Origin of the sequence: Kroppenstedtia guangzhouensis, from assembly GCF_014637345.1 — a bacterium.
In the GTDB taxonomy this organism is placed as follows: Bacteria; Bacillota; Bacilli; order Thermoactinomycetales; family DSM-45169; genus Kroppenstedtia; species Kroppenstedtia guangzhouensis.
Map to the genome: position 1 here is coordinate 181,163 of NZ_BMEX01000001.1, position 24,562 is coordinate 205,724.

At 55.1% G+C, this 24,562-nt stretch carries 22 protein-coding genes and 1 pseudogene; 21 read left to right on the top strand and 2 right to left on the bottom strand.

Going from position 1 to position 24,562, the window contains the following annotated elements; genetic code table 11:
• Window positions 1–30 precede the first annotated feature (30 nt).
• The 6 genes and pseudogenes from IEV46_RS18540 (at window position 31) to IEV46_RS01085 (ending at window position 5,883) form a co-directional block, all read left to right on the top strand.
• The gene (locus tag IEV46_RS18540) at window positions 31–528 is read left to right on the top strand and encodes a DUF1648 domain-containing protein (RefSeq protein WP_188428902.1); all 498 of its coding nucleotides are present in this window, start codon (window positions 31–33) and stop codon (window positions 526–528) included.
• Window positions 529–549: 21 nt separating this feature from the next.
• Window positions 550–809, top strand: a pseudogene (locus IEV46_RS01065) (carbohydrate ABC transporter permease); the annotation flags it as partial.
• A 222-nt stretch (window positions 810–1,031) separates the two neighbouring features.
• The gene (locus tag IEV46_RS01070; RefSeq protein WP_188428904.1) at window positions 1,032–1,856 is read left to right on the top strand and encodes an MIP/aquaporin family protein; all 825 of its coding nucleotides are present in this window, start codon (window positions 1,032–1,034) and stop codon (window positions 1,854–1,856) included.
• A 117-nt stretch (window positions 1,857–1,973) separates the two neighbouring features.
• Window positions 1,974–3,482, top strand: a complete 1,509-nt coding sequence (glpK, locus tag IEV46_RS01075; protein WP_188428907.1) for a glycerol kinase GlpK — start codon at window positions 1,974–1,976, stop codon at window positions 3,480–3,482.
• Between the two features lie 164 nt (window positions 3,483–3,646).
• Window positions 3,647–4,228: a glycerol-3-phosphate responsive antiterminator gene (locus IEV46_RS01080; protein WP_188428909.1), complete on the top strand. Its 582-nt coding sequence runs from the start codon at window positions 3,647–3,649 to the stop codon at window positions 4,226–4,228.
• A gap of 14 nt (window positions 4,229–4,242) precedes the next feature.
• Window positions 4,243–5,883: a glycerol-3-phosphate dehydrogenase/oxidase gene (locus tag IEV46_RS01085; RefSeq protein WP_188428912.1), complete on the top strand. Its 1,641-nt coding sequence runs from the start codon at window positions 4,243–4,245 to the stop codon at window positions 5,881–5,883.
• Window positions 5,884–5,934: 51 nt separating this feature from the next.
• Here the strand turns inward: IEV46_RS01085 and IEV46_RS01090 are convergent, their stop codons facing one another.
• On the bottom strand, window positions 5,935–6,231 hold the full coding sequence (locus IEV46_RS01090; protein WP_229735799.1) for a DUF3817 domain-containing protein: 297 nt from the start codon (window positions 6,229–6,231) through the stop codon (window positions 5,935–5,937).
• Between the two features lie 523 nt (window positions 6,232–6,754).
• Here IEV46_RS01090 and IEV46_RS01095 point away from each other — a divergent pair.
• The 13 genes from IEV46_RS01095 (at window position 6,755) to IEV46_RS01155 (ending at window position 20,229) form a co-directional block, all read left to right on the top strand.
• A complete protein-coding gene (locus IEV46_RS01095; RefSeq protein WP_188428916.1) occupies window positions 6,755–7,645 on the top strand; it encodes a YicC/YloC family endoribonuclease in 891 nt (296 codons plus the stop codon).
• A gap of 59 nt (window positions 7,646–7,704) precedes the next feature.
• Complete coding sequence (gene remA / locus IEV46_RS01100) at window positions 7,705–7,971, top strand: extracellular matrix/biofilm regulator RemA (RefSeq protein WP_188428918.1); 267 nt, start codon at window positions 7,705–7,707, stop codon at window positions 7,969–7,971.
• A gap of 142 nt (window positions 7,972–8,113) precedes the next feature.
• Window positions 8,114–8,737 (top strand): guanylate kinase, encoded by a 624-nt coding sequence (gene gmk, locus IEV46_RS01105; RefSeq protein WP_188428920.1) that lies wholly within the window; start codon window positions 8,114–8,116, stop codon window positions 8,735–8,737.
• A gap of 1 nt (window position 8,738) precedes the next feature.
• Window positions 8,739–8,948, top strand: a complete 210-nt coding sequence (gene rpoZ / locus IEV46_RS01110; protein ID WP_188428922.1) for a DNA-directed RNA polymerase subunit omega — start codon at window positions 8,739–8,741, stop codon at window positions 8,946–8,948.
• A 45-nt stretch (window positions 8,949–8,993) separates the two neighbouring features.
• A complete protein-coding gene (gene coaBC / locus IEV46_RS01115; RefSeq protein ID WP_188428924.1) occupies window positions 8,994–10,193 on the top strand; it encodes a bifunctional phosphopantothenoylcysteine decarboxylase/phosphopantothenate--cysteine ligase CoaBC in 1,200 nt (399 codons plus the stop codon).
• Complete coding sequence (gene priA, locus IEV46_RS01120) at window positions 10,186–12,657, top strand: primosomal protein N' (protein WP_188428926.1); 2,472 nt, start codon at window positions 10,186–10,188, stop codon at window positions 12,655–12,657. The genes coaBC and priA overlap by 8 nt, the downstream gene beginning before the upstream one ends.
• Before the next feature lie 5 nt (window positions 12,658–12,662).
• The gene (def, locus tag IEV46_RS01125; protein WP_188428928.1) at window positions 12,663–13,133 is read left to right on the top strand and encodes a peptide deformylase; all 471 of its coding nucleotides are present in this window, start codon (window positions 12,663–12,665) and stop codon (window positions 13,131–13,133) included.
• A gap of 3 nt (window positions 13,134–13,136) precedes the next feature.
• The gene (gene fmt, locus IEV46_RS01130) at window positions 13,137–14,084 is read left to right on the top strand and encodes a methionyl-tRNA formyltransferase (protein WP_188428930.1); all 948 of its coding nucleotides are present in this window, start codon (window positions 13,137–13,139) and stop codon (window positions 14,082–14,084) included.
• The gene (rsmB, locus tag IEV46_RS01135; protein WP_188428932.1) at window positions 14,081–15,463 is read left to right on the top strand and encodes a 16S rRNA (cytosine(967)-C(5))-methyltransferase RsmB; all 1,383 of its coding nucleotides are present in this window, start codon (window positions 14,081–14,083) and stop codon (window positions 15,461–15,463) included. The genes fmt and rsmB overlap by 4 nt, the downstream gene beginning before the upstream one ends.
• A gap of 54 nt (window positions 15,464–15,517) precedes the next feature.
• The gene (locus IEV46_RS01140) at window positions 15,518–16,270 is read left to right on the top strand and encodes a GAF domain-containing protein (RefSeq protein ID WP_188428934.1); all 753 of its coding nucleotides are present in this window, start codon (window positions 15,518–15,520) and stop codon (window positions 16,268–16,270) included.
• 122 nt (window positions 16,271–16,392) lie between these two features.
• The gene (locus tag IEV46_RS01145) at window positions 16,393–17,964 is read left to right on the top strand and encodes a spore germination protein (RefSeq protein WP_229735800.1); all 1,572 of its coding nucleotides are present in this window, start codon (window positions 16,393–16,395) and stop codon (window positions 17,962–17,964) included.
• Window positions 17,961–19,118, top strand: a complete 1,158-nt coding sequence (locus IEV46_RS01150; RefSeq protein WP_188428936.1) for a GerAB/ArcD/ProY family transporter — start codon at window positions 17,961–17,963, stop codon at window positions 19,116–19,118. The genes IEV46_RS01145 and IEV46_RS01150 overlap by 4 nt, the downstream gene beginning before the upstream one ends.
• On the top strand, window positions 19,099–20,229 hold the full coding sequence (locus tag IEV46_RS01155; protein WP_188428938.1) for a Ger(x)C family spore germination protein: 1,131 nt from the start codon (window positions 19,099–19,101) through the stop codon (window positions 20,227–20,229). Before IEV46_RS01150 ends, IEV46_RS01155 begins: the two co-directional genes overlap by 20 nt.
• A gap of 48 nt (window positions 20,230–20,277) precedes the next feature.
• Here IEV46_RS01155 and IEV46_RS01160 read toward each other — a convergent pair whose 3' ends face one another.
• Window positions 20,278–21,651, bottom strand: a complete 1,374-nt coding sequence (locus tag IEV46_RS01160) for an FMN-binding glutamate synthase family protein (protein ID WP_188428940.1) — start codon at window positions 21,649–21,651, stop codon at window positions 20,278–20,280.
• Window positions 21,652–21,860: 209 nt separating this feature from the next.
• Here IEV46_RS01160 and IEV46_RS01165 point away from each other — a divergent pair, with 209 nt between their 5' ends.
• Both IEV46_RS01165 and rlmN read left to right on the top strand, forming a co-directional pair.
• Window positions 21,861–23,246 (top strand): FMN-binding glutamate synthase family protein, encoded by a 1,386-nt coding sequence (locus IEV46_RS01165; protein WP_188428942.1) that lies wholly within the window; start codon window positions 21,861–21,863, stop codon window positions 23,244–23,246.
• A 243-nt stretch (window positions 23,247–23,489) separates the two neighbouring features.
• Window positions 23,490–24,542 carry a dual-specificity RNA methyltransferase RlmN gene (gene rlmN, locus IEV46_RS01170; RefSeq protein WP_188428944.1) on the top strand — a complete coding sequence of 351 codons (1,053 nt, stop codon included), beginning with the start codon at window positions 23,490–23,492 and terminating at the stop codon, window positions 24,540–24,542.
• The last annotated feature ends 20 nt before the right edge of the window (window positions 24,543–24,562 follow it).

The following is a 24,562-nucleotide window of genomic DNA, read 5'->3' on the forward strand; positions in this document are numbered from 1 at the left end:
AGAGAGTTATAATCAAGAAAGGGGATTTCCGTGTTTGAGGCTCCTAAGATCCACATCAAAAAAACGAAAATGGAATGGTTTCACGATATCCTTTGTATCTGTTTATTTGTTGGCATTCTACTTTATTTAGCCTACATGTGGCCGACTTTACCCGACCGTATCCCGATTCATTATGATTTACAAGAGCATGCCGATCGTTGGGGAAGTAAATGGTTTATATTACTATTGATTCTCCTTAACGTTCTGATTTATCTCGGATTCACTTTCATCAGGAAGTATCCTCACAAGTTTAATTACCCCAGTCGTTTAACAAAAGAGAATGCAGAAAATTTTTATCGAAACGCAAATCTGACTATCAGTTGGGTGAAATTGGAAACAGTTATTTACTTCTCGGTATTAGGAAAAAACTTTATTGATTCGGCGGCGAACAAGTCTGATTTTATGAATGTATACGGATTTTTGGTTTGGATTTGTGCCCTTGTTATTACTGTTGTCTACTTCCTTGTTCAACGGCGTCGCATTAAATGATCCGGAATGACCGGGGTCTATCGGCGAATCATCCTGCCTCTGTCCATTCCGGGCTTTGTGGTGGTGGGCATCTGGCAGTTCACCCAGGTGTGGAATGAGTTCCTGTTTGCCGTCACCCTGACGCCACTTCCCAACATCCGGTGATGGTGGCGTTGCAAAATCTGTCCAGTGGAACATCCAGATGGCAGGAGCCCTCCTGGCGGCACTGCCCACTCTTGCTCATCGATGTATTGTTGGGCCGTTACTTTATCCGGGGACTGTGGGCCGGGTCTTTGAAAGGATCGGCCGGTGGAATTAAAGTTGAGCAGGAGGTCTTGCCTGGTGCCTTTTCTCGCAATATAATAAGAATTGAAAACGCTGTCATACGACCGGAGATACAGGAGAGGTCGTACCACACCGGCAAACGGGCCCTCAAAGGCTTGTGGACGGGTGAGGTGCGGCCTTTTTTGGCTTTCTTCGCCGGTCAATCTGGCGGTGAAGGATGAAAAAGGGGGAGATGCCTTTTGGACAGAAACCTCAGGGGAGCATGTTTTTCTGAATTTGTCGGCACTTTCATCCTGATCTTTCTCGGTTGTGGAACCGTGGCCGGGCTGGTACTCAATCAGGTGGAACTGGGGCAGTGGGAAGTCTCCTTGCTTTGGGGGTTGGCGGTCACCCTGGCCATCTATGTGACCGGGGCCGTCTCCGGCACCCATATCAATCCGGCGGTGACAGTGACCATGGCTCTTTTTCGCGGGTTTCCCTGGAAAAACGTCATCCCATACATTGTCTCCCAGGTGGCGGGGGCCTTTGCGGGAGCGGCAGCGGTCTACGGCCTGTACAGGGGAGCCTTCACCCAATGGGAGGAGACGGAACATGTGGTTCGGGGTTCAGCGGAAAGTGTGGAATCCGCCAGTATTTTTTCCACCTATCCCGCTCCGTTTCTATCCAACTTTGACGCTTTTCTGGTGGAATTCGCCATCACCGCAATTTTGTTGATCGTGATCCTGGCTGTGGTGGACGACCGAAATCCGCTCTTACCCGCTTTAAACAATCTGGGCCCCCTCGTCATCGGCCTGACGGTGGCCGTCATCGGGGGTTCCTTTGGGAGTTTGACCGGTTTTGCCCTCAACCCGGCACGGGACTTCGGTCCGAAGCTGTTCGCCTGGATGGCGGGATGGGATTCGGTGGCTCTGCCCGCACCGTCGGGATATGTCTGGGTTCCGATCTTGGGGCCGATTCTGGGGGGATTGGCGGGAGCTTTGATCTACGATTTCATGGTCCGACGTTACCTGCAAGAGAAGGAGGAGCTCCCGGCGGGGCAGACTGGCAAGGGTGTGGATGCTTGAGATGAATCGATGAAAGCCTTTTCCGAAGTTGGGTGATTCGTGATAAGGTGAGATGGGTGAGGATGAACCCGGCAGTTGAATGGATCAGACACATCAAAGATAAAGGAGGGAATCGCTTTGGGGAAGGAAAAATTTGTATTGGCGATCGATCAGGGGACGACCAGCACCCGGGCCATGCTCTTTGACAGGCAGGGAAGTATCCGGGGGGTCTCTCAGCAAGAATTCACCCAGCTGTATCCTCAGCCGGGCTGGGTGGAACACGATGCAGAGGAGATTTGGGAATCCACCCGCCATGTGCTGAAGGGACTGTTTCAGGAGAGTGGGATCCACCCCGATCAGGTGGCCGGGATCGGTATCACCAATCAACGGGAAACCACTGTCATCTGGGATAAAAACAGCGGCAAGCCGATCTATCCCGCCATCGTCTGGCAGAGCCGCCAAACTGCGGAGATTTGTGAAGAGTTGAAACAGCAGGGACTGGAGAATACCTTCCGGGAGAAAACCGGGCTGGTGGTGGATGCCTATTTCTCCGGAACCAAGGTGAAATGGATCCTGGATCATGTGGAGGGGGCCCGGGCACGGGCGGAGCGGGGCGAGTTGCTCTTCGGAACCATCGACAGCTGGCTGATTTGGAATCTGACCGGGGGAAAGGTGCATGTGACAGATTACACCAACGCCTCCCGCACCTTGATGTACAATATTCATGAGTTGGACTGGGACGATCAGTTGTTGCAGCTTCTGGATGTGCCCCGTCCAATCCTGCCGGAAGTTCAGCCTTCCAGCTATATCTACGGAACTACGGCGGAAAGTGAGTTTTTCGGCCGGCGGGTCCCTATTTCCGGGGTGGCGGGAGACCAGCAGGCGGCGCTTTTCGGTCAAGCTTGTTTTGCTTCTGGCACAGCCAAAAACACTTATGGTACCGGCTGCTTCATGTTGATGAACACCGGGGAGAAGGCGGTCGCATCTTCCCACGGACTATTGACCACCATTGCTTGGGGTGTGGACGGAAGAGTGGATTACGCCCTGGAAGGAAGCATTTTCGTGGCCGGGGCGGCGATTCAGTGGTTGCGTGACGGTCTCAAAATTTTGGAGAAGGCCTCCGATTCCGAGGCCAGTGCCCGCCGGCTCGCATCCAATGAAGGTGTTTATTTCGTGCCAGCCTTCGTCGGATTGGGTGCCCCCTATTGGGATATGGACGCCCGGGGAGCCATTTTCGGTCTCACCCGGGGGACGGGACGGGACCATTTTGCCCGGGCGGCGTTGGAGTCCTTGGCATATCAGACCAAGGATGTATTGCACGCGATGGAACAGGACGCGGGAATCCAGTTGCAGGAATTGAATGTGGATGGAGGAGCCGCCCTCAATAACTTTCTGATGCAATTTCAGAGCGATCTTCTGAATGTGACGGTGACACGCCCTACTGTCAACGAGACGACCGCCCTGGGAGCGGCCTATTTGGCGGGTCTTTCGGTGGGTTATTGGAACGACAAGGAGATGATCCGGCAAAACCGGGCCGTGGATGCCCGATTCCTACCCCAAATCTCTGCTGAGGAACGGTCTTCCCTGTATAATGGGTGGCAGGATGCCGTCAGCCGCACCATGACCCGAACTCGGGTGAGAATCTGAGGGTTTTCACCGCTCTCTAAATGGGGTAAACTGAATCATGAACAGATCATACAGTTGAACATCTCAGATTCGGGACCGGAGACCATAGGAGAGTCCCTCGCCAAGGTAAACGTTACCATCGGTGGGGACTCTTTTTGCATTTTTCAGGGAGGGAGTCAGGGACGATGGGATTTCAAGAGGGGATTCGGCGGCATCCGGTGATCGCCGCCGTCCGGAATGAAGAGGAATTGAAGAGGTTGGAGAATTCCAGGCCGCAAGTCTGTTTTCTTCTGTTTGGCGATATCAATACACTGCCTTCCATGGTGAGTCAGGTACGGAGGATGGGCAAACAAGTCTACCTCCATCTGGATCTGGCGCAAGGTTTCAGCAACGACCGGGCCGCTCTGAAATATATTCACAAGGAAATCAAACCGGACGGGGTGGTGTCCACACGGACCCATCTGGTTCGCAACGCCAGAGAAGAGGGGTTGTTCGTGATCCAACGTCTCTTTATCCCGGATACGATGTCGGTGGAGACGGGAAAACATTTGTTGAAGCAATCCAAAGCGGATGCGGTGGAAGTGATGCCGGGAATTGTTCCCGACTGGGTCTACGATGAACTCCGTCGAAAACGGGATCTTCCCATCGTGGCCGGGGGGTTGCTGCGGCAGGCCGGGGATGTGATCCAGGCCCTCCAAAACGGCGCCAGCGCCGTCTCGGTCAGTGGGGGGGATCTTTGGAACCTGGATATTCAGATGAAATCATAAGGGGGATCAGATCTATGTCATTTTCCGCTCACCACCGGAAGCGCCTGCTGGAGGAGATGCAGGCCGAACCGCTGGATCTCTTGGTGATCGGTGGCGGAATCACCGGAGCGGGAATCGCTTGGGATGCAGCATCCCGCGGTCTTTCTGTCGGCCTCGTGGAAAAGGGGGATTACGCTGGAGGCACCAGCAGTCGCTCGACCAAATTGATTCACGGAGGGTTGCGTTATCTGAAACAGCTGGAGATCCAATTGGTGAAAGAGGTGGGGAGGGAGCGCGCCCTTCTGTATGAACGGGCCCCCCATCTCGTCCTGCCCCGTCCGATGATGCTTCCGATTTATAAAGGGGGCACTTATGGAAAGTTAACCTCTTCCATCGGTCTCTGGCTGTATGATCGATTGGCGGGGGTCAAAAGAGAGGAGCGGCGCCGGATGCTCTCCCGGGAGGAGACCCTGGAGCGGGAGCCGCTGTTGAGGGAAAAAGGATTGAAAGGTTCGGGGCTTTACGTGGAGTACCGTACCGATGATGCCCGCCTCACCTTGGAAGTGATGAAGACCGCTTTTTCCCTCGGGGCGAAAACGGTCAACTACGCTGAAGCGGAATCCTTTGTCTATGACGGGGACAGGATGACGGGGGCCCGGGTTCGTGATCGTGTCACGGGAGAGATCTACCGGATCGGTGCCCGGGAGGTGGTGAACGCCGCCGGCCCCTGGGTGGATGAGCTGCGCAAACAGGACGGTTCCTTGAAGGGAAAACGCTTGCATCTGACGAAGGGGATTCACTTGGTGGTGTCCCATGAGTGCTTGCCCTTGGGGCAACCGATCTACTTTGATGTGCCCGATGGCCGCATGATTTTTGCCATTCCCAGAGGGAGGATCACCTATATTGGAACGACGGACACCGATTACGATGGCCCGATCGATTCTCCAAAGTTGACCCCGCAGGATCGGGACTACCTTTTGGAGGGGGTCAACCATATCTTCCCCAGGGCCGGTCTGACACCGGAAGATGTGGAATCCGGTTGGGCGGGTCTCCGTCCTCTCATCCATGAAGAAGGAAAAAGCCCCTCCGAGTTGTCCAGGAAGGATGAGATCTTTCAATCGCCCACCGGACTGATCACCATCGCCGGGGGAAAATTGACCGGATTCCGCAAGATGGCGGAAAGGGTGGTGGATCTGGTGTGCCGTCGTTTGGAAAGGAAGGGACGGATCCCCTTCACCCCTTGCCGCACCGACCGTCTCTCCATCCTGGGTGGGGGTGATTTGGGCGGAGATGGATTTATCCATTTTCGGAAAGAATGGATGGAAAAGCTGAAAAAAGGGCATGTGACCGAAGAGCGGGCCAATCAGCTGATCCATCTTTACGGCACCCAGTTGGAACAGGTGTGGGAACGTGCTGAATACTCGGCTGAAAATCTGTTGATGGCCCAGTTGGAACATGCTGTCGAGGAGGAAATGGCAGTCACCCCAAGCGACTTTCTCATCCGACGAACAGGGGATCTTTATTTTCACCGCCAGCTGGCGGAGGCGGAAGCCCCCATGGTCTTGGATTACATGGCCGGGAAATTCAATTGGGATGAAAAGGAGCGTGAGGAACAGGAAGAGCGGGTACGGAAAGAGATGGAACGAACCCGACCTCAGCCCGTTGCTGTCGAATAAAAAAACCAGGCCCCGGGGCACATCACTCCGGGGCCTGGTTTTTGATGGAAGTCACCATTTCCGATCCCGTCTCAATCGCGCATCAAAGATGAAGGGACCAAAGGGAAGGAGCGAGGCGATCAAGGCTCCCGTCACCCGTTTGAGTGACCAACCATCAGCAAAGGTGACCTGGGCGACGGCGGCGATATAAAGAACAAACAGGACACCATGGATCCAACCGACAAGGGTGACCGCCATCGGGAGGTCGGCGAAGTATTTTAACGGCATAGCAATCCCGAGAAGAATAAGGAAGGAAAGTCCTTCGATTAGGCTGACTATACGAAAACGGCTCAGGGGCGTGTTTAACAACGGATGCACCTCCATTGATTTTACAGACTTCCCCTATTGAAACACAGAACGCAATCCAAATGGGATTCTTTCTTGAAAATACAGCGACGATTCAATAGGCACCTCAGGCCTTGTGGCACGGATTGCAAACGGTTGTTAAACTGTCACTTTGCACAATAGCAGATAAGAGAAGGTTTTAATAGAAGGGAGCCACATCACCGGTAAATGCTGCGATCAAAAAGTCGGGAAAAACTTGTTCACCTAGGCGATGAAACGGGTTTACAGTTATTCCCGTAAGTAAAATTCCCATTGACACGATAGATCGCTTCGTTCTTCTTGCAAGTTGATCGTACCTGACAAAGGAATGTTGAACTGAACTATCGATATGACGAGAATCTCCGGGAAATAATAGAAGAAATCATAGCCACGGGTCTTTCAGCTGCATTTCTTCCACCATCCATACTTGATTGAAGGGCCCAGCAGGGATCGGGACCTTCCGCCTTTACTTGAGGCGCTTCCCCAAATCCATTAAAATGGGTTCATGATGAGCGAAAGCAAGGTTCAGAGCATGACGGGTTACGGTCGGGGGGAATCGGATGCCGAAGGGGTTGGATTCACGGCGGAGATTCGTTCCGTCAACCACCGGTTTCTGGAAATGACGGTGAAGTTGCCTTCCGGATGGGGGGCTTTGGAGGAGGAAGTGAAGAGACGGGTGCGCCGGTGGGTTCGACGGGGACGGGTGGATGTGACCGTTACCCTGAATGGTGACGGGGCCGCTTTTCGGAAACTGACAGTGGATTGGGAAGCAGCAGAGTCTCTCCTGCAGGCATCCAGGGAATTGACAGAGCGGTTGGGGATCACTGGAGAGCTCACCCTCGGGGATCTCCTCCATCATCCAGAAGTGCTGAAGGCGGAAGAACGGATGCCGAATCCCGAAGGTTGGAAGACTCCCTTGCTGGGGGCAGTGGAGCAAGCATGTCAATCCCTGAGCAAAATGCGGAGACGGGAAGGAAGGGTACTGGCGGAAGATTTGATGCATCGAATCGGAGTTTTGGAGCAAAGGGTGGAGGAAATCAGGAGCCGGGCGCCTCAAGTGGTTTCGGATTACCGTGGAAGATTGGAGGAGCGGATCCGGGAGTTGTTGGGTGGTGTCGATCCGGAGCCCGACCGTCTGTTGACTGAAGCGGCCCTCTTTGCGGACAAATCGGACATACAGGAGGAGTTGACGCGCCTTTCCAGCCATATCGGACAATTCAGGGAGGCCCTTCGACAGGAAAAGCCCGTCGGAAGACGCTTGGAGTTTCTCCTGCAAGAGATGAATCGCGAGGTAAACACCATCGGATCCAAGGCCAATGATGCCCAAATTGCGGGAAAAGTGGTCGATTCCAAGAGCGAACTGGAAAAAATGAGAGAACAAGTGCAAAATATAGAGTAAACGGGTTATAATGATTGCGGATGGAGAACAAGATCTTTTTGGATCGAGGAGGTACTCCATTGAGTATCAAACTGATAAATATCGGGTTCGGCAATATTGTGTCCGCCAACCGCATTATCTCGATCGTCAGTCCGGATTCGGCTCCGATCAAGCGAATCGTCCAGGAGGCCCGGGACCGCGGGGCGTTGATTGACGCAACATACGGCCGTCGGACCCGGGCTGTGATCATCACGGACAGTGATCATGTGATTCTGTCCGCTGTCCAACCGGAGACTGTGGCTCATCGTCTGGCCAGCAAGGATGCGGCAGAGGATATGGAAGACTAGAAGTGTTGTGAAAAAGCTGTCACAGGGAGGATCGGGTTTTCATAAATCTTTTGGCTCGTCAGAACAAATGAAGCGGGATGTGAAGCCCCATCCGACCGTTCAAGAACGATTTAAATCACAATGCTTCTAGAAAGGGAGAGTTATGGGTATTCAAATCAGTGGAAAGGGATTGTTGATCGTCTTGTCCGGTCCGTCGGGAGCCGGAAAAGGGACAGTGTGTTCAGCTTTGAGACAGCAGGCGCCGGAATTGGTATACTCGGTGTCCGCCACCACACGTCCGCCCCGGGAAGGAGAAGTGGAGGGGATCAGTTATTTCTTTAAAACCCGGGAAGAATTTAAGCGGATGATCGATCAGGGTGAAATGCTGGAATGGGCATGCTATGTGGATAATTACTACGGAACCCCGCGCCGGTTTGTGGAGGAGCGCCTCGTCGAAGGCAAGGACGTGTTGCTTGAAATCGAGGTGCAGGGTGCCAGACAAGTGAGGGAACGCTTTCCGGAAGCGGTGTTTATTTTTCTGCTTCCGCCATCCATGGATGAGCTTTATGCCCGTATCAAAGGCCGTGGAACAGAGTCGGAACAGGTGATGGAGGATCGGATGAAGGCGGCGCGGGAGGAATTGAACCAAATTTATTCCTATGATTATGTGGTGGTCAATGATGAAGTGGCCCGTGCCTGTCACCACATCCGTTCCATCCTGGTGGCCGAACATCATCGGCGGGATCGGATCTTTAAAGAACAGCCCGATTGGTTGGAGGGAATCTGATATGCTTTATCCGTCCATCGATAAGTTGATGTCCAAAGCGGACAGCAAATACACGTTGGTCATCCTGGCGGCGAAAAGGGCCCGTCAACTCCTGGACGGTGCCAGCCCCCACTTGGAGCCTCGCTCCCACAAGTATGTGGGTGTGGCACTGGAGGAGATTGTGGAAGACTATTTGGTACCGCCGCTGGAAGCTGGCGGGAGGCAAAAATAACAACCTGTTCGGGTTGTTATTTTTTGTCGGAGAGGAGGGGGAACCTTGATAGGAAAACGTATTGTTGTGGGTGTGACTGGAGGAATCGCCGTTTTCAAGGCGGCCGGACTGGTAAGTCAATTGGCCCAGCGGGGGGCGGATGTGCGGGTGATCATGACCCGATCCGCCTCCAAGTTCGTCACGCCGCTTACCTTTCAGACCTTGTCCCGAAATCCAGTCGCCGTGGACACTTTTGAAGAGAAGGATCCCTCTGTGGTTTCCCATATCGACTTGGCCGACCATGCGGATCTGTTTGTGATCGCCCCTGCCACGGCCAACATCTTGGCCAAAATGGCCCATGGATTGGGGGACGACATGCTCAGCACCACCCTGCTCGCCACCCGGGCTCCCATCCTGATCGCCCCGGCGATGAATGTCCATATGTATCAAAACCCGGTGGTTCAAGAAAACATTCGCAGACTGAAGCAATTGGGCCACCGCTTTGTGGAGCCAGTCTCGGGTCAATTGGCCTGCGGTTATGTAGGTCAAGGGCGGATGGAAGAGCCCGAGCGGATTTTGGAAGTGATCGAAGAGATGCTGAAGGAACCCACATCCGTTCTTCAGGGCCACCGGGTGTTGGTTACGGCGGGTCCCACCCGGGAGCCTCTGGATCCTGTCCGTTATCTTTCCAACCGTTCTTCCGGCAAGATGGGATATGCCATCGCTGAGGCTTGTACCCGTGCCGGAGCGGAGACGGTATTAGTCAGCGGCCCGACGGCATTGACATCTCCCTCCGGCGTGAGACGGGTTCAGGTGACCACTGCCGAGGAGATGTGGCATGCGGTGATGGAGGAGATGACCGACTGTGATGTGATCATCAAGGCGGCGGCGGTAGCCGATTACACCCCGGTGACGGTGGCATCGCAGAAGATGAAAAAATCCGGAGACCGCATGCAGCTGGAACTGAAACGGACTCCCGATATTTTGACAGAGGCAGGTCGGCGGAAAGAGGGTCGCTTCCTCGTCGGATTTGCGGCGGAAACGGAACAGGTGGCCAAACATGCTATGGACAAGTTGCACCGGAAAAAGTTGGACCTGGTGGTGGCTAATGATGTTTCCCGGCCAGGGGCGGGTTTTGACGGCGACACCAATATGGTGACCGTGTTTGATGCGGAAGGGGAGGTGGTGAGCCTTCCCCGGATGAGCAAAAGGGAAGTGGCTGACCGTTTGGTGGCTCTGATCGGGGAACGACTGCGCCATGGGTGATCGACGGATTGCGGCAGTGATCGTGGATGTGGCCGCTGATGGCACGGACAAACCCTTCGATTATCTCATCCCCGCAGAGTTGGAGACAGAGGTGGAGGTGGGGAGTCGGGTCAAGGTTCCCTTCGGACCTCGAAAACGGATCGGCTATGTGATCGATTTTCCCGAGAAGCCCCAAACCGATCGCCTTCGGCCGATTCTGGAGGTGATGGATCTCTCCCCGCCTCTCACCCCGGAACTGGTCCGACTGGCCCGGTGGATGGCCGAGGTGTATCTGTGTCCGCTGATCACGGTCCTCCAGGCGATGGTTCCCGCTGTCCTGAAAGGAAATTACCGGAGATTTCTGCGTCCGGGCCCCGCTTTTGCGGGGGAGGACTTGCTCCCGGAAACGGAAGCGCGCTTGATCCGCCTGCTGCGGGAGCGGGATGAGCTGCCTCTGGAGAAAGCCCTCAGTTTGGAAGGGGTGACTCGCCCGCTGATTCGCCGGATGGTGGATGACGGGCGGCTGGAAATGGAAGAGCGGGTGGGGGATCGAACCAGCCGCAGGAAGAGATGGTGGGTGGTTTCGAACCAACCCGCGGCCCGTTTGCGTCAGGAAGCGGAATCACTCCCCAAAAACGCCGTCCGCCAACGGGAGGTATTGTATCATGTTGCGGCCGGTCCGGAAGAGATCCCTCTCCAGGAGCTTCTCGCCAGACTGAAGGTCCCCCGGTCGGCAGTGGACCGGCTGGTGGAAAAGGGTCTGCTCCAGCGGGTGGAGAAAGAGGAATTCCGGGATCCCTTCGGGGGGCGCTCCTTTGAACGGACCCGCCCTCTTCCCCTGACATCGGAACAGGACCGGGCTTTCCAATCCATCCTCCGTCCGCTTCGGGCCGGAGAGCATCGCACGCTCCTCCTCCACGGGGTGACCGGAAGCGGTAAAACGGAGATCTATCTGCAGGCGATCACGGAAACGTTGGACAGCGGTCGGCAGGCGATCGTCCTGGTGCCCGAGATTTCCCTCACCCCTCAAATGGTGAGACGTTTCAAAGGGCGGTTCGGGGATGAAGTGGCCGTCCTCCACAGTGGTCTCTCCGACGGGGAGCGCTTCGATGAATGGAGGAAGATCCGCTCCGGGGAGGTCAAGGTGGCCATCGGGGCCCGCTCGGCTGTCTTCGCCCCTTTCCCGCGTCTGGGGCTGGTGGTGATCGACGAAGAGCATGAGAGCTCCTACAAACAGGAAGAACAACCCCGTTACCACGCCCGGGAAGTGGCCCGGTGGCGTTGCCGGGAGCACGGGGCCGTACTGGTGTTGGGCACGGCCACCCCTTCCGTGGAGAGTTATTTTCGCGCGCGGACGGGTCGGTTTGAGTGGGTCACTCTGAATGAACGGGTACACGGCCAATCCTTTCCCCGGGTGGAAGTAGTGGATATGCGGGAGGAATTGAAGGAAGGCAACCGCTCCATCTTCAGCCGTCCACTGCGGGAATCCCTGGAAGCCTGTGTGGACCGGGGGGATCAGGCGGTCTTGTTTCTCAACCGGCGGGGCTTTTCCACCTTTGTGCTGTGCCGGGAGTGTGGGGAGACGGTGCAATGCCCCCATTGCGACATTTCACTCACTTATCACCGGACCAATCAAACCCTGCGCTGCCACTACTGCGGATATACCACCGGAGTTCCCCGGGAGTGTCCTTCCTGCAACAGTTCCCACATCCGGTATTTCGGCACCGGGACCCAACGGGTGGAAGAAGAGATGGCCCGACTGATGCCGGGGATCCGGGTGATTCGGATGGATGTGGACACCACCGGCCGGAAAGGGGCCCACGAACGCCTTCTGTCCGCTTTTGGTGAGGGGAAGGCCGATGTGTTGCTGGGCACGCAGATGATTGCCAAAGGCCTCGATTTTCCCCGAGTGACACTGGTCGGGGTGATCGCCGCCGACACGATGCTCCACCTCCCGGATTTCCGGGCGGCGGAACGGACCTTTCAGCTGTTGACCCAGGTGGGGGGGCGGGCCGGTCGTCACGAAAAGTCGGGCCGGGTGGTGGTTCAAACCTACTCCCCGGAACATTACAGCATTCGGCTGGCGGCAGGATACGAAACGGAGACTTTCTACCGGCAAGAGTGTCTGATCCGGAAACGACACCGTTATCCTCCCTTTTGTCGCCTGTTCACCCTTCTCCTCAGTCATCCGGACCGGGGGGGACTGATGACAGCGGGTCATCGGGCAGCCCAATTTCTCATGCCCCGGTTGCCGGAGGGGGGGGAGGTGTTGGGACCGGTGCCGGCTTCGATCCCCCGGATCAAGGACCGGTACCGGATCCAGATCATGATCAAATATGAGGATCTTACAGATGAACCAACTGATCTCGTCGAAGCCATGCGTCAACTGAAGACAAGGTTGAAAGACCCGGACCTGCGCATCGGCATCGACCGGGAAGGGGTCAGCCTTCCCTTTGACAGAACCGGTGAGATTAAAGGAGGTTGAAGTCCGTGGCCATTCGCAAAATTGTATTGGTGCCCGATCCCATCTTGAAGGAGAAAGCCAGACCGGTTACGAAATTCACCGAACGTCTGCACAAATTGTTGGATGATATGGCTGAAACGATGTATGATGCCCCCGGTGTCGGTTTGGCCGCCCCCCAGGTGGGCATTTCCAAACGGGTGATCGTCGTCGATGACGGCAACGGTTTGATCGAGGCGGTTAATCCGGAGCTTTTTGACAAAGAGGGAGAGCAGTTGGCCCCTCCGGAAGGTTGCCTCAGCATTCCGGGCTTGCTGGGAGAGGTGCGGCGAGCAGAAAAAGTGAGGCTGAAGGCCCAGGACCGGCAGGGTAAGTTCTTTGAGCTGCAAGCGGAAGGTTATCTGGCACGGATTTTGCAACACGAGGTGGACCATCTCAACGGAATTCTTTTCACTGATATCGCCGACCGCGTGTTTGAACCGAAACGGGAGGAAGAGTGATCCATGGCGAGTGAAGTGCGGATTGTATTTATGGGTACTCCAGACTTTTCGGTCCCCTCTTTGCAAACCCTGGTTGCGGAGGGTTACCGAGTAGTGGGTGTCGTCACCCAACCGGATCGTCCCCGGGGAAGAAAACAGGAGCTCACCCCGCCCCCTGTGAAGGAAGCGGCGATGGAACTGGGACTGCCGGTGTTTCAGCCGGACAGATTGCGAAACCCGGAAAATGTTCGCCAATTGCTGGAGTGGAAGCCGGATTTGATTATTACGGCGGCCTATGGTCAGATCCTGCCCCGGGAGATCCTGGAGAGTCCCCGCTACGGTTGTATCAATGTACATGCGTCCCTGCTTCCCAAGTACCGGGGTGGAGCGCCGATCCATCACGCCCTGATTCAGGGGGAGAGGGAAACCGGTGTCACGATCATGTATATGGTGGAAGCACTCGATGCCGGAGATCTGTTGGCGAGCCGTTCCATCCCGATCAAAGAAGAGGATGACGTGGGCACCCTTCATGACAAACTGGCACAGCTGGGGGCACAGCTTTTGATAGAAACAGTTCCGGCCCTGTTGGAGGGAAAGGTGCAACCCGTGCCTCAAGATGACAACCGGGCCACCTACGCGCCCAATATCCGACGTGAGGATGAGCAGATCGATTGGAACCGGAGCGCCCAGGAACTGGTCAATCAGATCCGGGGATTGCGACCCTGGCCGGTGGCATTCACTCTCTGGAAGGGAAAACCGCTGAAGATCTGGAAAGCGGAGCCGGTTTCTGTAAGGGAGTCCGCAGCTCCGGGAACCGTCTTGTCCCAGGCTGAAGAGGGTGTGATCGTGGCCACCGGGGAGGGTGGAGCGCTTCGCATCCAGGAACTCCAGCCGGCGGGCAAGCGTCGAATGATAGCAGAGGAATTTTTCCGGGGTCGTCAGATGAAGCCGGGAGAAATTTTGGGGCGATGAAGAGAAAAGATTCTGCACGGAACGTGGCACTGGATGTCCTGATCGCCGTAGAGGAGCGGGGAGCCTACAGCAATCTGCTTCTGAATGACAGGTTGAACCAAAGCACCCTTTCTCCCCGTGACCGGGGGTTGGCCACGGAACTGGTTTACGGCACATTACAGCGGAAAAACACCCTGGATTGGATTTTGAACAAACTGGTGAGAAAAGGGGTTCATTCCTTGGATCTCTGGGTTCGCCACCTGCTCCGTCTGGGAATCTATCAACTTCGGTATCTGGACAGGGTTCCCCCACAGGCCGCCGTCCATGAAACGGTGGAGATCGCCAAGGTACGGGGCCATCGGGGAATTCCGGGACTGGTGAACGGTGTGTTGCGTTCCTATCTGCGACGATGCGGCAGAGAATGGCTCCTTCCCGATTCCCCGGAGACGGTGACTGACCTGGCTCTGGTCACTTCCCATCCAGAGTGGCTGGTCCGCCGGATGGTGGAAGTCTACGGAATAAAGACCGCCCGAAGTGTGCTGAAAGCCAATAATCGTCCGCCGGGATTGTCTGTCCGGGTGAACCCCCTGCGGGGAAACCGGGAGAGAGTTGCCCGCCTGTTACAGGAAGAAAACCCTCAGTTGACAATCCGTCGCTCTTCTGTCTCCGGACAGGGGCTGATTCTAAGCGGTGGTGGTCATCCCGTTTCCGGCCGCTTGTTCCGGGAAGGGTGGTTCACCGTTCAGGATGAAAGCTCGATGCTGGTCACCGATCTCCTCGCCCCCCGCCCGGGGGAACGGGTGCTGGACGGATGCGCCGCTCCTGGGGGAAAGACCGGCCATCTCGCAGAACGGATGGAAAACCGAGGGAGCCTGTTGGCTTGCGATGTTCACCCCCACAAGGTGAAGTTGATTGAAAACCAGGTCCGTCGCCTGGGTTTGTCCATGGTGGAAGTGCGACAGGCGGATCTGCGGGAGTTGCCCGGGACGGGGGAACCCCAGTTTGATCGGGTGTTGTTGGATGCTCCCTGTTCAGGCTGGGGAGTGATTCGTCGGAAACCGGATATCAAATGGTCCAAAAACTTGCGGGAGGTGGAGAGCCTCCTCCGCCTCCAGGAACAATTGCTGGAAGCGGCTGCCCGGATGGTGGCGCCAGGGGGAACCCTGGTTTACAGTACCTGCACCCTGGAACCGCGGGAGAACCAAGAACGGATGATCGCTTTTCTCAAGAAAAATCCAACTTTCCAAGCGGACTCCACCCTGGTGGAGACACTGCCCGCACCGGTGCGCGAAAAAGCTTTGACCGGGGACGGGTGGGTGCAGATCTTGCCTCATCATTTTGAAAGCGATGGTTTTTTTATCGCCCGTATGATCCGGGAGAACAAACAGAGACAGAAATAAAGAAGAAGCGTGGAACGGGTCAATCGGAATATACACAAAGCGGTGATTCCTTCCATGGATATGGACTTTGTTTTGAAAATCATCATCAACAAGCCTTGGCTGGCTTATACTTTGCTCGGGTTTGCCGTGATTCTGGGAGGGATCATTCTATGGAGGGCCAAAAACGGGGATTCTGTCTCCATTTTGGGCCTGAACCTGCAGTCCGACTCCCAATTGACGGAAATGGAGAAAAAGGTCCGCTCCCTCGATGAAGACAGTAAACAGAAAGCCTACGTCATTCAATCGATCAGCACTCTGGCGGGGGAAATCTCTCTGATCCTGTCCCAACCGGACAAGAATTTCAGGGAGCATCGGCAATATGTCTACAACTATCTGTTGTCCTCCCTCCTGGCCACCATGTCGGGGAACAAGGGGAACAATCCGAAGATCTGCATTTTCATCGATGCCGGGGACGGCACCCTGAAAGTGCATGAAGCGGCGGCCCACAGTCCTGACGGGATGCGGAAATTGCGGCTTTCCATCGCCGATTCCGCCGCCGGCTATACATTTCAGACCGGGGAGCCCTTTTTTTCCGGAGAGATCCATACCCCCGGCAGTCGCTTCAAGATTCATCCCAAGGCCCATTCCACCTACCACTCTTTGATCTGTGTTCCGATCCGGACAGGGGATGAAGTTCTGGGCGTCCTCAGTGTGACCGGGGATGAAGAGCGTTCCTACACAGAAGATGAGAAAATGTTTCTGATGGCCTTTGCCAATGTGTTGTCCCCTCTGTTGCACCTGGAACTGTCTCAAAAACTGAAAGCGTAATGCCCAATCTAGACCCCGGGATTACCCGCCGGGTCTTTTTTGCACCCTGTATATGGGTTTTATTGGAATTTAAGGTATGTTTTTTGAGGGAAAGGGGGAGTTTAACAGTTGTGGTGATGTGCATGCGAAAAGGATGGCAACGCCGTAAAAACCTGAAAAAGCAACAGCAGTTGGAGCGGCGGTCTCGGGAAAAGCTGAATCAGAAATTGGATGAAGCTCCGGTCTTTCCTGAGGTGAAGAAAAACGCGGATTTTATAGTGGAACTGCTCGGGGACAGTACGGATCTGATCACGCGATGGTTCACCATCCAATATACCCCGGATCGACGGGCGGTAGTGATGTTCATCGATGGGATGGTAGACAGCAAAACGATCGATGAGTCGATTTTTCGTCCGTTGATGCTCAAAGGAGAAGAGATCCGGGTTAAGGAAGACCTGTGGAAGATCATCTATGAGAGCTTGGTTCAATCGGGGGAAGTCAAAAAAGTCAACCAGCTCAAAGAGATGGTGGGCTCCCTCCTTTCCGGGGATGCGATCCTGTTTGTGGATGGGTACAGCGAGGGGGCGGTGATCGGTACTAAAGGGTGGCCGCAACGGGGGGTGGAGGAGCCCCGGGCGGAGTCCGTGGTCCGGGGCTCCCGGGAAGGCCTGACCGAGACTTTGCGTGTCAATACGGCCATGATTCGCCGCCGCCTGAGGGACCCGGACCTTCGGCTGAAAGATTACAAGATCGGAAAGAGGACTCAAACCAGTGTTACCTTGTTGTATTTGGAAGGGATTGCTGATGAAGCGGTGGTCAAGGAAGTGGAGCGGCGACTGTTGGAGATCAATATCGACTCGGTTCTGGAGAGCGGGTATATCGAGGAGATGATCGAGGATGACACATGGTCTCCTTTCCCCCAAATTCAAAACACGGAGCGTCCCGACTCCGTGGTGGCCCATCTGCTGGAGGGGAAGGTGTGCATCCTGACCGACGGCACTCCCCACGCTCTGATCGCACCGGCGGTGTTCACCCAGTTCTACATCAGCCCGGAGGATTATTTTGATCGTTTTATGATCGCCACCTTTCTTCGTCTGTTGCGGGCGGCTGCTTTTTTGATCGCTCTGTTATTGCCCACACTCTATATCTCTTTCGTCTCCTTCCATCCGGAGATGATCCCGCCCCCCTTGGCTATCGCGCTGGCGGCGGGGAGATCCACGGTTCCTTTTCCCTCGATTGTGGAGGCGATGATGATGGAGTTGAGCGTGGAGATATTGCGGGAAGCCAGTATCCGCCTTCCCGGCCCCATCGGTCCCACCATCGGGATCGTCGGCGCGCTGGTGATCGGGGAGGCCGCGGTGACAGCGGGGGTTGTGTCGCCACTGATGGTGATCGTGGTCGGGTTGACCACCATCAGCTCCTATGCCAACCCCAGTTACAATGCGGCGATCTCGTTGCGATTGCTGCGCTTTCCCCTAATGATCCTGGGTGCCCTTTTCGGTTTGTACGGAGTGGTGGTCGGGCTGTTACTAATGTTGGCCCATCTGGTGAAGCTTCGCTCCTTCGGCGTCCCCTATATGGCTCCCTTTGCGCCTTTGCGCTGGAAGGACTTGAAAGACACCCTGATTCGGGTTCCCTGGCGGTGGATGGACAGACGTCCCACATTTTTTCGTCCGGAGGATCACCAACGGGAAGAGGGAGGAAATTCGCCATGAACCGAAACCAACAGCAACTGAATCAATCGATTTCCCTCTACCAAGGATACGCACTGGTCATGTCCACGCTGATCGGGGTGGGGGTTCTCCAGTTCCAACGGGGCATTGTTCAAGAGGCGGGTCCCAACGGAGTGTGGACGATATTGATCGGCGGATTGACCCCACTGGCGGAGGTGTGGCTGGTCACCCTGTTGATGAAGCGTTTTCCCGGTAAAAATATTGTTCAACTCACCCGTGATCTGTTGGGAACGGACAAAAATCCCCGCTTGGGAACCTGGTTGAGCCTTCCCTTCCTGGGGGCTTTAAGCTTCTTCTGGCTGGTGGCGACGGCGATCGTAGCCCGCACCTTTGGCGAGGTGCTGATCGGCGCAATCTTGCCGATGACCCCGATGGAGGTGATCATCGGTACCTTGATCTTCTCTGCCACCTTTGTGGTGGTGCAACAGGTGCACATCGTCGCCCGTTTCTGTGAATTTTTGCTGCCGGTTCTCTTTTTTCCAATCACGATTCTTCTCCTCACACTGGTTCAGGGAGTGGAGTTGGAAAATTTTCTGCCCTTGTTTGAACTGAATTGGAAACAGGTGCTCAACAGTGTGTTAAGCTCCTCCTTTGTTTTTGCGGGGATCAGCGTCTTATATATCTTCATGGGTTATTATCAGCAGCCGAAACAGGCGATGAAGCCCCACCTGTTGGCGGTGCTCACCGTAATTTTTGGATATTGGGTGACACTGGCTACATCCATCGGGGTGTTTGGTCCGCAGGAGCTGACCGTCATGATGTGGCCCACACTGGATCTGGTCAAGCAGGCGGAGGTGCCGGGGCAGCTCTTGTCCCGATTGGAATCTCCCATCCTGTCGATTTGGGTGGTGGCGGTGTTCACCACGTTGGTGACAATCTTTGCTTCCTTTGTGGACCTGGGTGTCACCCTGTTCAACCTGAAAGAGCGCCACCGCAAATGGCTGGCCTGGGGGGCGGCTCCTGTCATCTATGGATTGGCCTTCTGGCCTTCCGATGTGGAGGAGTTGCTCAAATGGGGGGATCGAGGAGGCTGGTTTGGCTTCGTTGTTTCCTTCTCAGTGGCACTGATTCTGTTGGGAATCGCCTGGGTCCGGGGCAGAAAGGGGAGAAAATCCGATGCCTCTTCCTCTGCGTAACCTCCTTTTTTGCCTGGTGTCGGCCAGCCTGCTGGGAGGGTGTTGGGATGCCCGGGAGATTGAGGAGCGCACCTCGGTGATCGCCATTGCCTTTGATAAACATCCGGAAGGGTATGAGATCTCGGTTCAGGTGCCCGTCCCCCTCAAAATTGTCGGCTCCGGCGGTGGAGGGGGGAGCGAGAACGGTCAGAATGCGGTGCAGACCTTCCACGGAACGGGAAAAACCTTGTCCGACACCATGGATGATATCCGGGATCAGACCAACCAGCAGTTGTTCCTCGGCCATGCCCGGTTGATTCTGATCGGGGAGGGGTTGGCCCGGGAAGGGATGGGTTCATTGGTGGATGCCATCCGGCGTAACCCGGAAGTGCGACGTCGCCAGTGGCCTTTGGTGGTCAAGGGTAAAGCCAAGGAGGCGTTGCAGACCAATCCCAAATTGGAACAGATCCCGGCACAATATATCATCACCATGATGGAAACCGGACAACGAACGGGACGATTCAGTGACGAAGATCTGGGGAAGACCTATATCAATTTGTCCAACCCCGCCAAAAATCCGCTGATGAACTATATGGAAATCAGTGAAGGGAATTTGGTGTGGAAAGGACTGGCATTGTTTGAAAAGGACCGGATGGTGGGGAAGTTGTCCAGGGAAGAGAGTCAGTCCATGTTGCGCCTTCGGGAGCAGGAATTGGGGGAGACGGCCAACATCCCCTGCGGTCATAAAGAAGGAAAGCTGGTGTTCCGGCCCAAGGAATTGGAGCGAAAAATCCAGGTGAAGCCACGGAAAGGTGCTCTCCCCGAAATTGAGATTTTCGTCAAAATGAAAGGGGAAATTATCGAGAAGATCTGCGATTTGGATTTGAGGAAACAGGGGATTTACGAAAAAATCAACCGTTGGGTGGCCGACCGATATGAACAGACGGATCGGAAAACCATACGGGCTGTACAGAAAAAATGGAAGGTTGATGCTTTCAACTTTGGGAACCAGATTCGGGCTCATCATCCGGATTTGTGGAAAACCATGGACTGGAATCGGGAGTTTCCCCATGTGCCGATCCGGGTCCGCTATGATGTGCAAGTCCTTCGAAGCGGATTGGAAGCCAAGTAAAAAAGAGTACAAAACAGCGAACGGTTTGTCCCCGTTCGCTGTTTTGCACTATATCAGGGGTACCCGGGCGATGGCCGCGGAGACCGGGTCCGGGGCGGCGAGGTCTTTGCGGTCCACATCCTGTAAACGGCTCTTTCCCAGGGCGATTGTTGCCAATTTCATCTCCGCCACGGAGGATTGGAGGTAGCAAGCGACGCATTTGGCTCCTTTCTCCACATTCAATTCCTCTTTTTGATCCCCTTGGTACAGGACCAATTGGGTGGGAGGCTCCCAGGGAAGTGTTTTTTGGCTGCCTTGGCCATGACTGGCCGCGAAGAGAACTGCGGACCCGATAGCCACTGCATCCGCTCCCATGGCCAAAGCTTTCAGAAAATCTCCGGGGGTGGAGAGTCCTCCGGAGACGATGAGGCTGATTTGGTCTTTTTTTTCTTTTTTTTCAAGGTAATCGACGGCCCGGGCCAATCCCATCACCGTCGGCAAACCAAAATCATCCTGCAAAATGGGGGGAGTCCCCTTGGTGGCCGCCTGGGCTCCATCCAGGGTAATAAAATCTACACCGGCGTCCACGGCGATCTCCAGGTCTTGTTCCACGCGGCCGGGGATCATTTTCATGCCGATGGGGACCCCGCCGGTCCATTGGCGCAATCGATCAATCAGCTTTTTCCAATCCTGTTTTCGATGAATCCCTGGCATTCGGCTGAAGATTTCCGCTGTATCATCCGGTTTCAGTCCCATCAGTTCCATCGCCCGTCCCTTGAGATGAATGGCCGGTATTTGACTGGGAGTCCCGGCAGAGGCACCTTGGCCGACGTGGATTTCAATCATATCCGCCTGTTTGAGAATTTCGGGATCCTTGGCCCATTGCGCCCGGCTGTACTGGAGGATCAGTTTGTCGGCATACTTCCGTTCTTCCGGAAGAAAGGGGCCTTCCCCGCCATTGGTGGCGGTTCCTGCCATGGCCGATCCCTTGGCGAGGGCCACTTTCAGTTGTTCACTGACTCCGAGGCCGAAGGCCATCCCTGCGATCAACAGCGGAATTTCCAATTCCAGCGGTTTTTTTGCACAGGGGCCGATCACGGTGCGGGTCTCGATGTTTTGATTCTCCGGGGTCGGCAAACGATCCAGCTGGCAGGGCAGAAAAGTCAATTTCCGAAAGTCGGGCATCTGTTTTGGGCTCCCCAGAGGCCGTTTCACCATCACTCCTCCTTGGGCCCGCATACTGTTCTCAATGAGAGTCTGGGGAGAGATATGGCGGGTAAGGGTGACCATCTCCCATATATTTGCAGGGAAGGGATCCGTCTCGATCAATATGACCGCCTTTCTGAAGAGCTTTTTGATCAGTGGCCGGATACTGACGGCCATTCCCACGGCAAAGAGCAGGACAGCGGCAACAGCGCCACCCAAGGAACCGAACCATCCCATGTTTGACACCTCATTTCACCAGTGATGTTTTTAAGGTTCCCGAACATGGAAACCGTAGTCATGATTCAGTGGGGGGAGGGCCATAATATACCGGAAAGCCTAAGGTGATAACTCGGAAACAGGGGCCTTTTATTTTCTCTGTATCACCGTGAGGACTGTGAGTGGGGATCGGCAGTGAGGAAAAGCGGTTTGAGAGGAGGTGGATGGACATGAATGATTTTTGGCAGGGGTTTGCGGTGACATTGCCAGCGGTGTTGGTGGTGGCGGGCTTGGCAGCTCTTTTTTCCCGCAACATCATCCAAAGGATTTTCGGGTCGGCTCTTCGATCGATTCTGACCGAGACCTATTCCAAGAATCTCATGGAGATCTTCTCCTCCGGCAGACGATTTCACACGCAAAATATCGTGGAAATGGCGCTCCGATCGGAAACGGATCAGGGGATTCACCGCTCCCTGGGCACGCCTTATCCCGAAAAGGGGTGGGATCGATTGATGTTTTTGCCAGCGCAGTTGGCGGTAATGCCGACAAAAGAACATGTGAAAATCGACACCCGGACGGTGATCGGCCCCCGCGCTTCGCGTCCTTTAAAGCTGGACATTCCGCTGATGGTGGGTGGATTGGGTCCTGGACCCACACTGAGCGGACCGATGAAGGAAGCCCTTGCCAAAGGAGCCCGGGCGGTGGGTACGGCCACCCATACCGGAGAAAGCGTCCTCACCGAATCGGAGCGAAAAGAGGCGGACAAGGTGGTGGTGCAATACGGACGGGCGGACTGGAATCAACCGCCCGGAACACTGGAGCAGGCCGATATGATTGAGATTGTGGCTGGAAGTGGAGCCACGTCAGGGACTCCCTTCACAATCCTGAAGGTCCCGGGAAGCATGCGGCAACTGTTGGGACTCAATCCGGGGGAGCCCCTGAAGATCCAGTCCCGTGTTCCCGGAGTGAATCGGCCGGAAGATTGGCGGGAGCTGGTAGCCCGCTTGCGGGAGATGGGAAAGGGAGTCCCGGTGGGGATCAAACTGGTTCCCTCCCGGATCGAGGCCGATCTGGCCCAAGCCCTGGATGCCGGGGTCGACTTCATTACCATCGACGGAGCGGGCAGCGGGGTCAAGGAATCGGCTCCGATCCTGCAGGATGATTTCGGCTTGCCGACGATTCGCGGATTGGTCCGGGCCGTTCGGTATCTGGAGAAACATTATGTTCGACACAAGGTGAGTCTGATCGTCTCCGGGGGGCTGCACACTCCCGGGGATTACCTGAAGGCGTTGGCTTTGGGGGCAGATGCCGTGGCGCTGGACCTTACGGTGGTGATGGGAGCGGTGCACACTCAGATCACCAAGGTGTTGCCTTGGGAACCTCCCTCGGGATTGCTCTGGTATGACGGTAAGTTTGCCGATCAGTTGGATGTGGAGAAGGCGGCCAAATGTGTGGCCAATCTGTTTAATTCCTCTGTGGAGGAGATGAAATTGGCCACGATCGCCCTGGGCAAAAAGTCTCTGGGTGAGATCAACCGGGAGGACTTGACGGCACTGGATCCGCTGGCACGGGAGATCACGGGCTTGCCTTTGGCTTATGAGGCGCAATCCCGGTGAAGAGGAAGAAGGGATGTCCGAGAAGATATCCCTTCTTTTTTTGAGGAGGATTTAGTAAACAAAAGTTTTTTCCGATGGACCTACATATAAAATAAGGGATGAAGGACCAAAATCAGCCAGAATGGTTACTCCGCCCCAAAAAGGGGGATTTACATCGGGATCTCTTTTCTTTCCGGTCCGGTATTGATATAATAAGGAAAGTTTTGAGGAATGATTTGACTTTATAATCAGGAGTACTTCCAAATGCAACCAAATGCATACAACTGGACCCATGCAGATTGGAAAAGATGGATGAAAGGGGTGGGGGAGCCTGTTTTTCGTGCCGATCAAGTGATGGATTGGCTGTATGTGAAGCGGGTTTCTTCCTTTGCTGAGATGACCAATCTCTCTCGTGGGTTGCGGGAGCGGTTGGATCGGGATTTCCAATTGAAGCCTTTGGAAACGATCACTGTCCGGCAGTCCGCCGACGGAACAATCAAGTTTTTGTTTCAACTGAATGACGGCCATGCCATCGAAACGGTGATTATGCGTCATAACTACGGCAACAGTGTCTGTGTCACCACCCAGGTGGGATGTCGGGTCGGTTGCACCTTTTGCGCCTCCACCCTGGGCGGGTTGAAGCGGAATTTAGACGCCGGAGAAGTGGTCGCGCAGGTGGTTGAAGCCCAACGTTACCTGGATTCATGGGGGGAGCGCGTCCATTCTGTTGTGATCATGGGAATCGGTGAACCCTTTGAAAACTATGATGCATCCGTACAATTTATGAGGGTGATCCAGGATGCAAAGGGATTGAACATCGGTCAACGCCGGATCACGGTTTCCACCAGCGGAATCGTGCCTTCGATTTATCGCTTCACCGAGGAAGGGTTGCAAGTGGGGCTGGCCATTTCCCTTCACGCACCCAACCAGGCGCTGAGAAAAAGGCTGATGCCGGTCAGTTATCGCTATCCCCTGGAAGAGTTGCTGGTAGCATGCCGGTACTATGTGCAGAAAACCCGGCGTCGGATCACTTACGAGTACGCTCTCATCGGTGGGAAGAACGATGCTCCGGAACATGCTCATGAACTGGGGCAACTTCTGCAAGGGAGCGGTTCACTGATCAATCTGATCCCAGTGAACCACGTTCCCGAGCGGAACTACATCCGGACCTCCCGAAACCGGATTTTCAAGTTCCGGAACATCCTTCAATCCTACAACCTGAATACGACCATACGCAGGGAGCATGGCAGCGACATCGAAGCGGCCTGCGGGCAATTGCGGGCCCAACACCTGGGTTTGGAACAACAGACAGTCTGAATTTGTCGCATCGTGTGAAT

Excerpts from the sequence above, each read along its gene's own strand:
- IEV46_RS01145 (WP_229735800.1), top strand. The coding sequence starts at position 16,393 with ATGCGAAAAGGATGGCAACGCCGTAAAAACCTGAAAAAGCAACAGCAG.
- IEV46_RS01160 (WP_188428940.1), bottom strand. The coding sequence starts at position 21,651 with ATGGGATGGTTCGGTTCCTTGGGTGGCGCTGTTGCCGCTGTCCTGCTC.
- gmk (WP_188428920.1), top strand. The coding sequence starts at position 8,114 with ATGGGTATTCAAATCAGTGGAAAGGGATTGTTGATCGTCTTGTCCGGT.
- fmt (WP_188428930.1), top strand. The coding sequence starts at position 13,137 with ATGGCGAGTGAAGTGCGGATTGTATTTATGGGTACTCCAGACTTTTCG.
- rlmN (WP_188428944.1), top strand. The coding sequence starts at position 23,490 with ATGCAACCAAATGCATACAACTGGACCCATGCAGATTGGAAAAGATGG.
- IEV46_RS01150 (WP_188428936.1), top strand. The coding sequence starts at position 17,961 with ATGAACCGAAACCAACAGCAACTGAATCAATCGATTTCCCTCTACCAA.
- priA (WP_188428926.1), top strand. The coding sequence starts at position 10,186 with ATGGGTGATCGACGGATTGCGGCAGTGATCGTGGATGTGGCCGCTGAT.
- rsmB (WP_188428932.1), top strand. The coding sequence starts at position 14,081 with ATGAAGAGAAAAGATTCTGCACGGAACGTGGCACTGGATGTCCTGATC.
- IEV46_RS01095 (WP_188428916.1), top strand. The coding sequence starts at position 6,755 with ATGAGCGAAAGCAAGGTTCAGAGCATGACGGGTTACGGTCGGGGGGAA.
- IEV46_RS01165 (WP_188428942.1), top strand. The coding sequence starts at position 21,861 with ATGAATGATTTTTGGCAGGGGTTTGCGGTGACATTGCCAGCGGTGTTG.
- IEV46_RS01080 (WP_188428909.1), top strand. The coding sequence starts at position 3,647 with ATGGGATTTCAAGAGGGGATTCGGCGGCATCCGGTGATCGCCGCCGTC.
- IEV46_RS01140 (WP_188428934.1), top strand. The coding sequence starts at position 15,518 with ATGGATATGGACTTTGTTTTGAAAATCATCATCAACAAGCCTTGGCTG.
- rpoZ (WP_188428922.1), top strand. The coding sequence starts at position 8,739 with ATGCTTTATCCGTCCATCGATAAGTTGATGTCCAAAGCGGACAGCAAA.
- IEV46_RS01085 (WP_188428912.1), top strand. The coding sequence starts at position 4,243 with ATGTCATTTTCCGCTCACCACCGGAAGCGCCTGCTGGAGGAGATGCAG.
- IEV46_RS01155 (WP_188428938.1), top strand. The coding sequence starts at position 19,099 with ATGCCTCTTCCTCTGCGTAACCTCCTTTTTTGCCTGGTGTCGGCCAGC.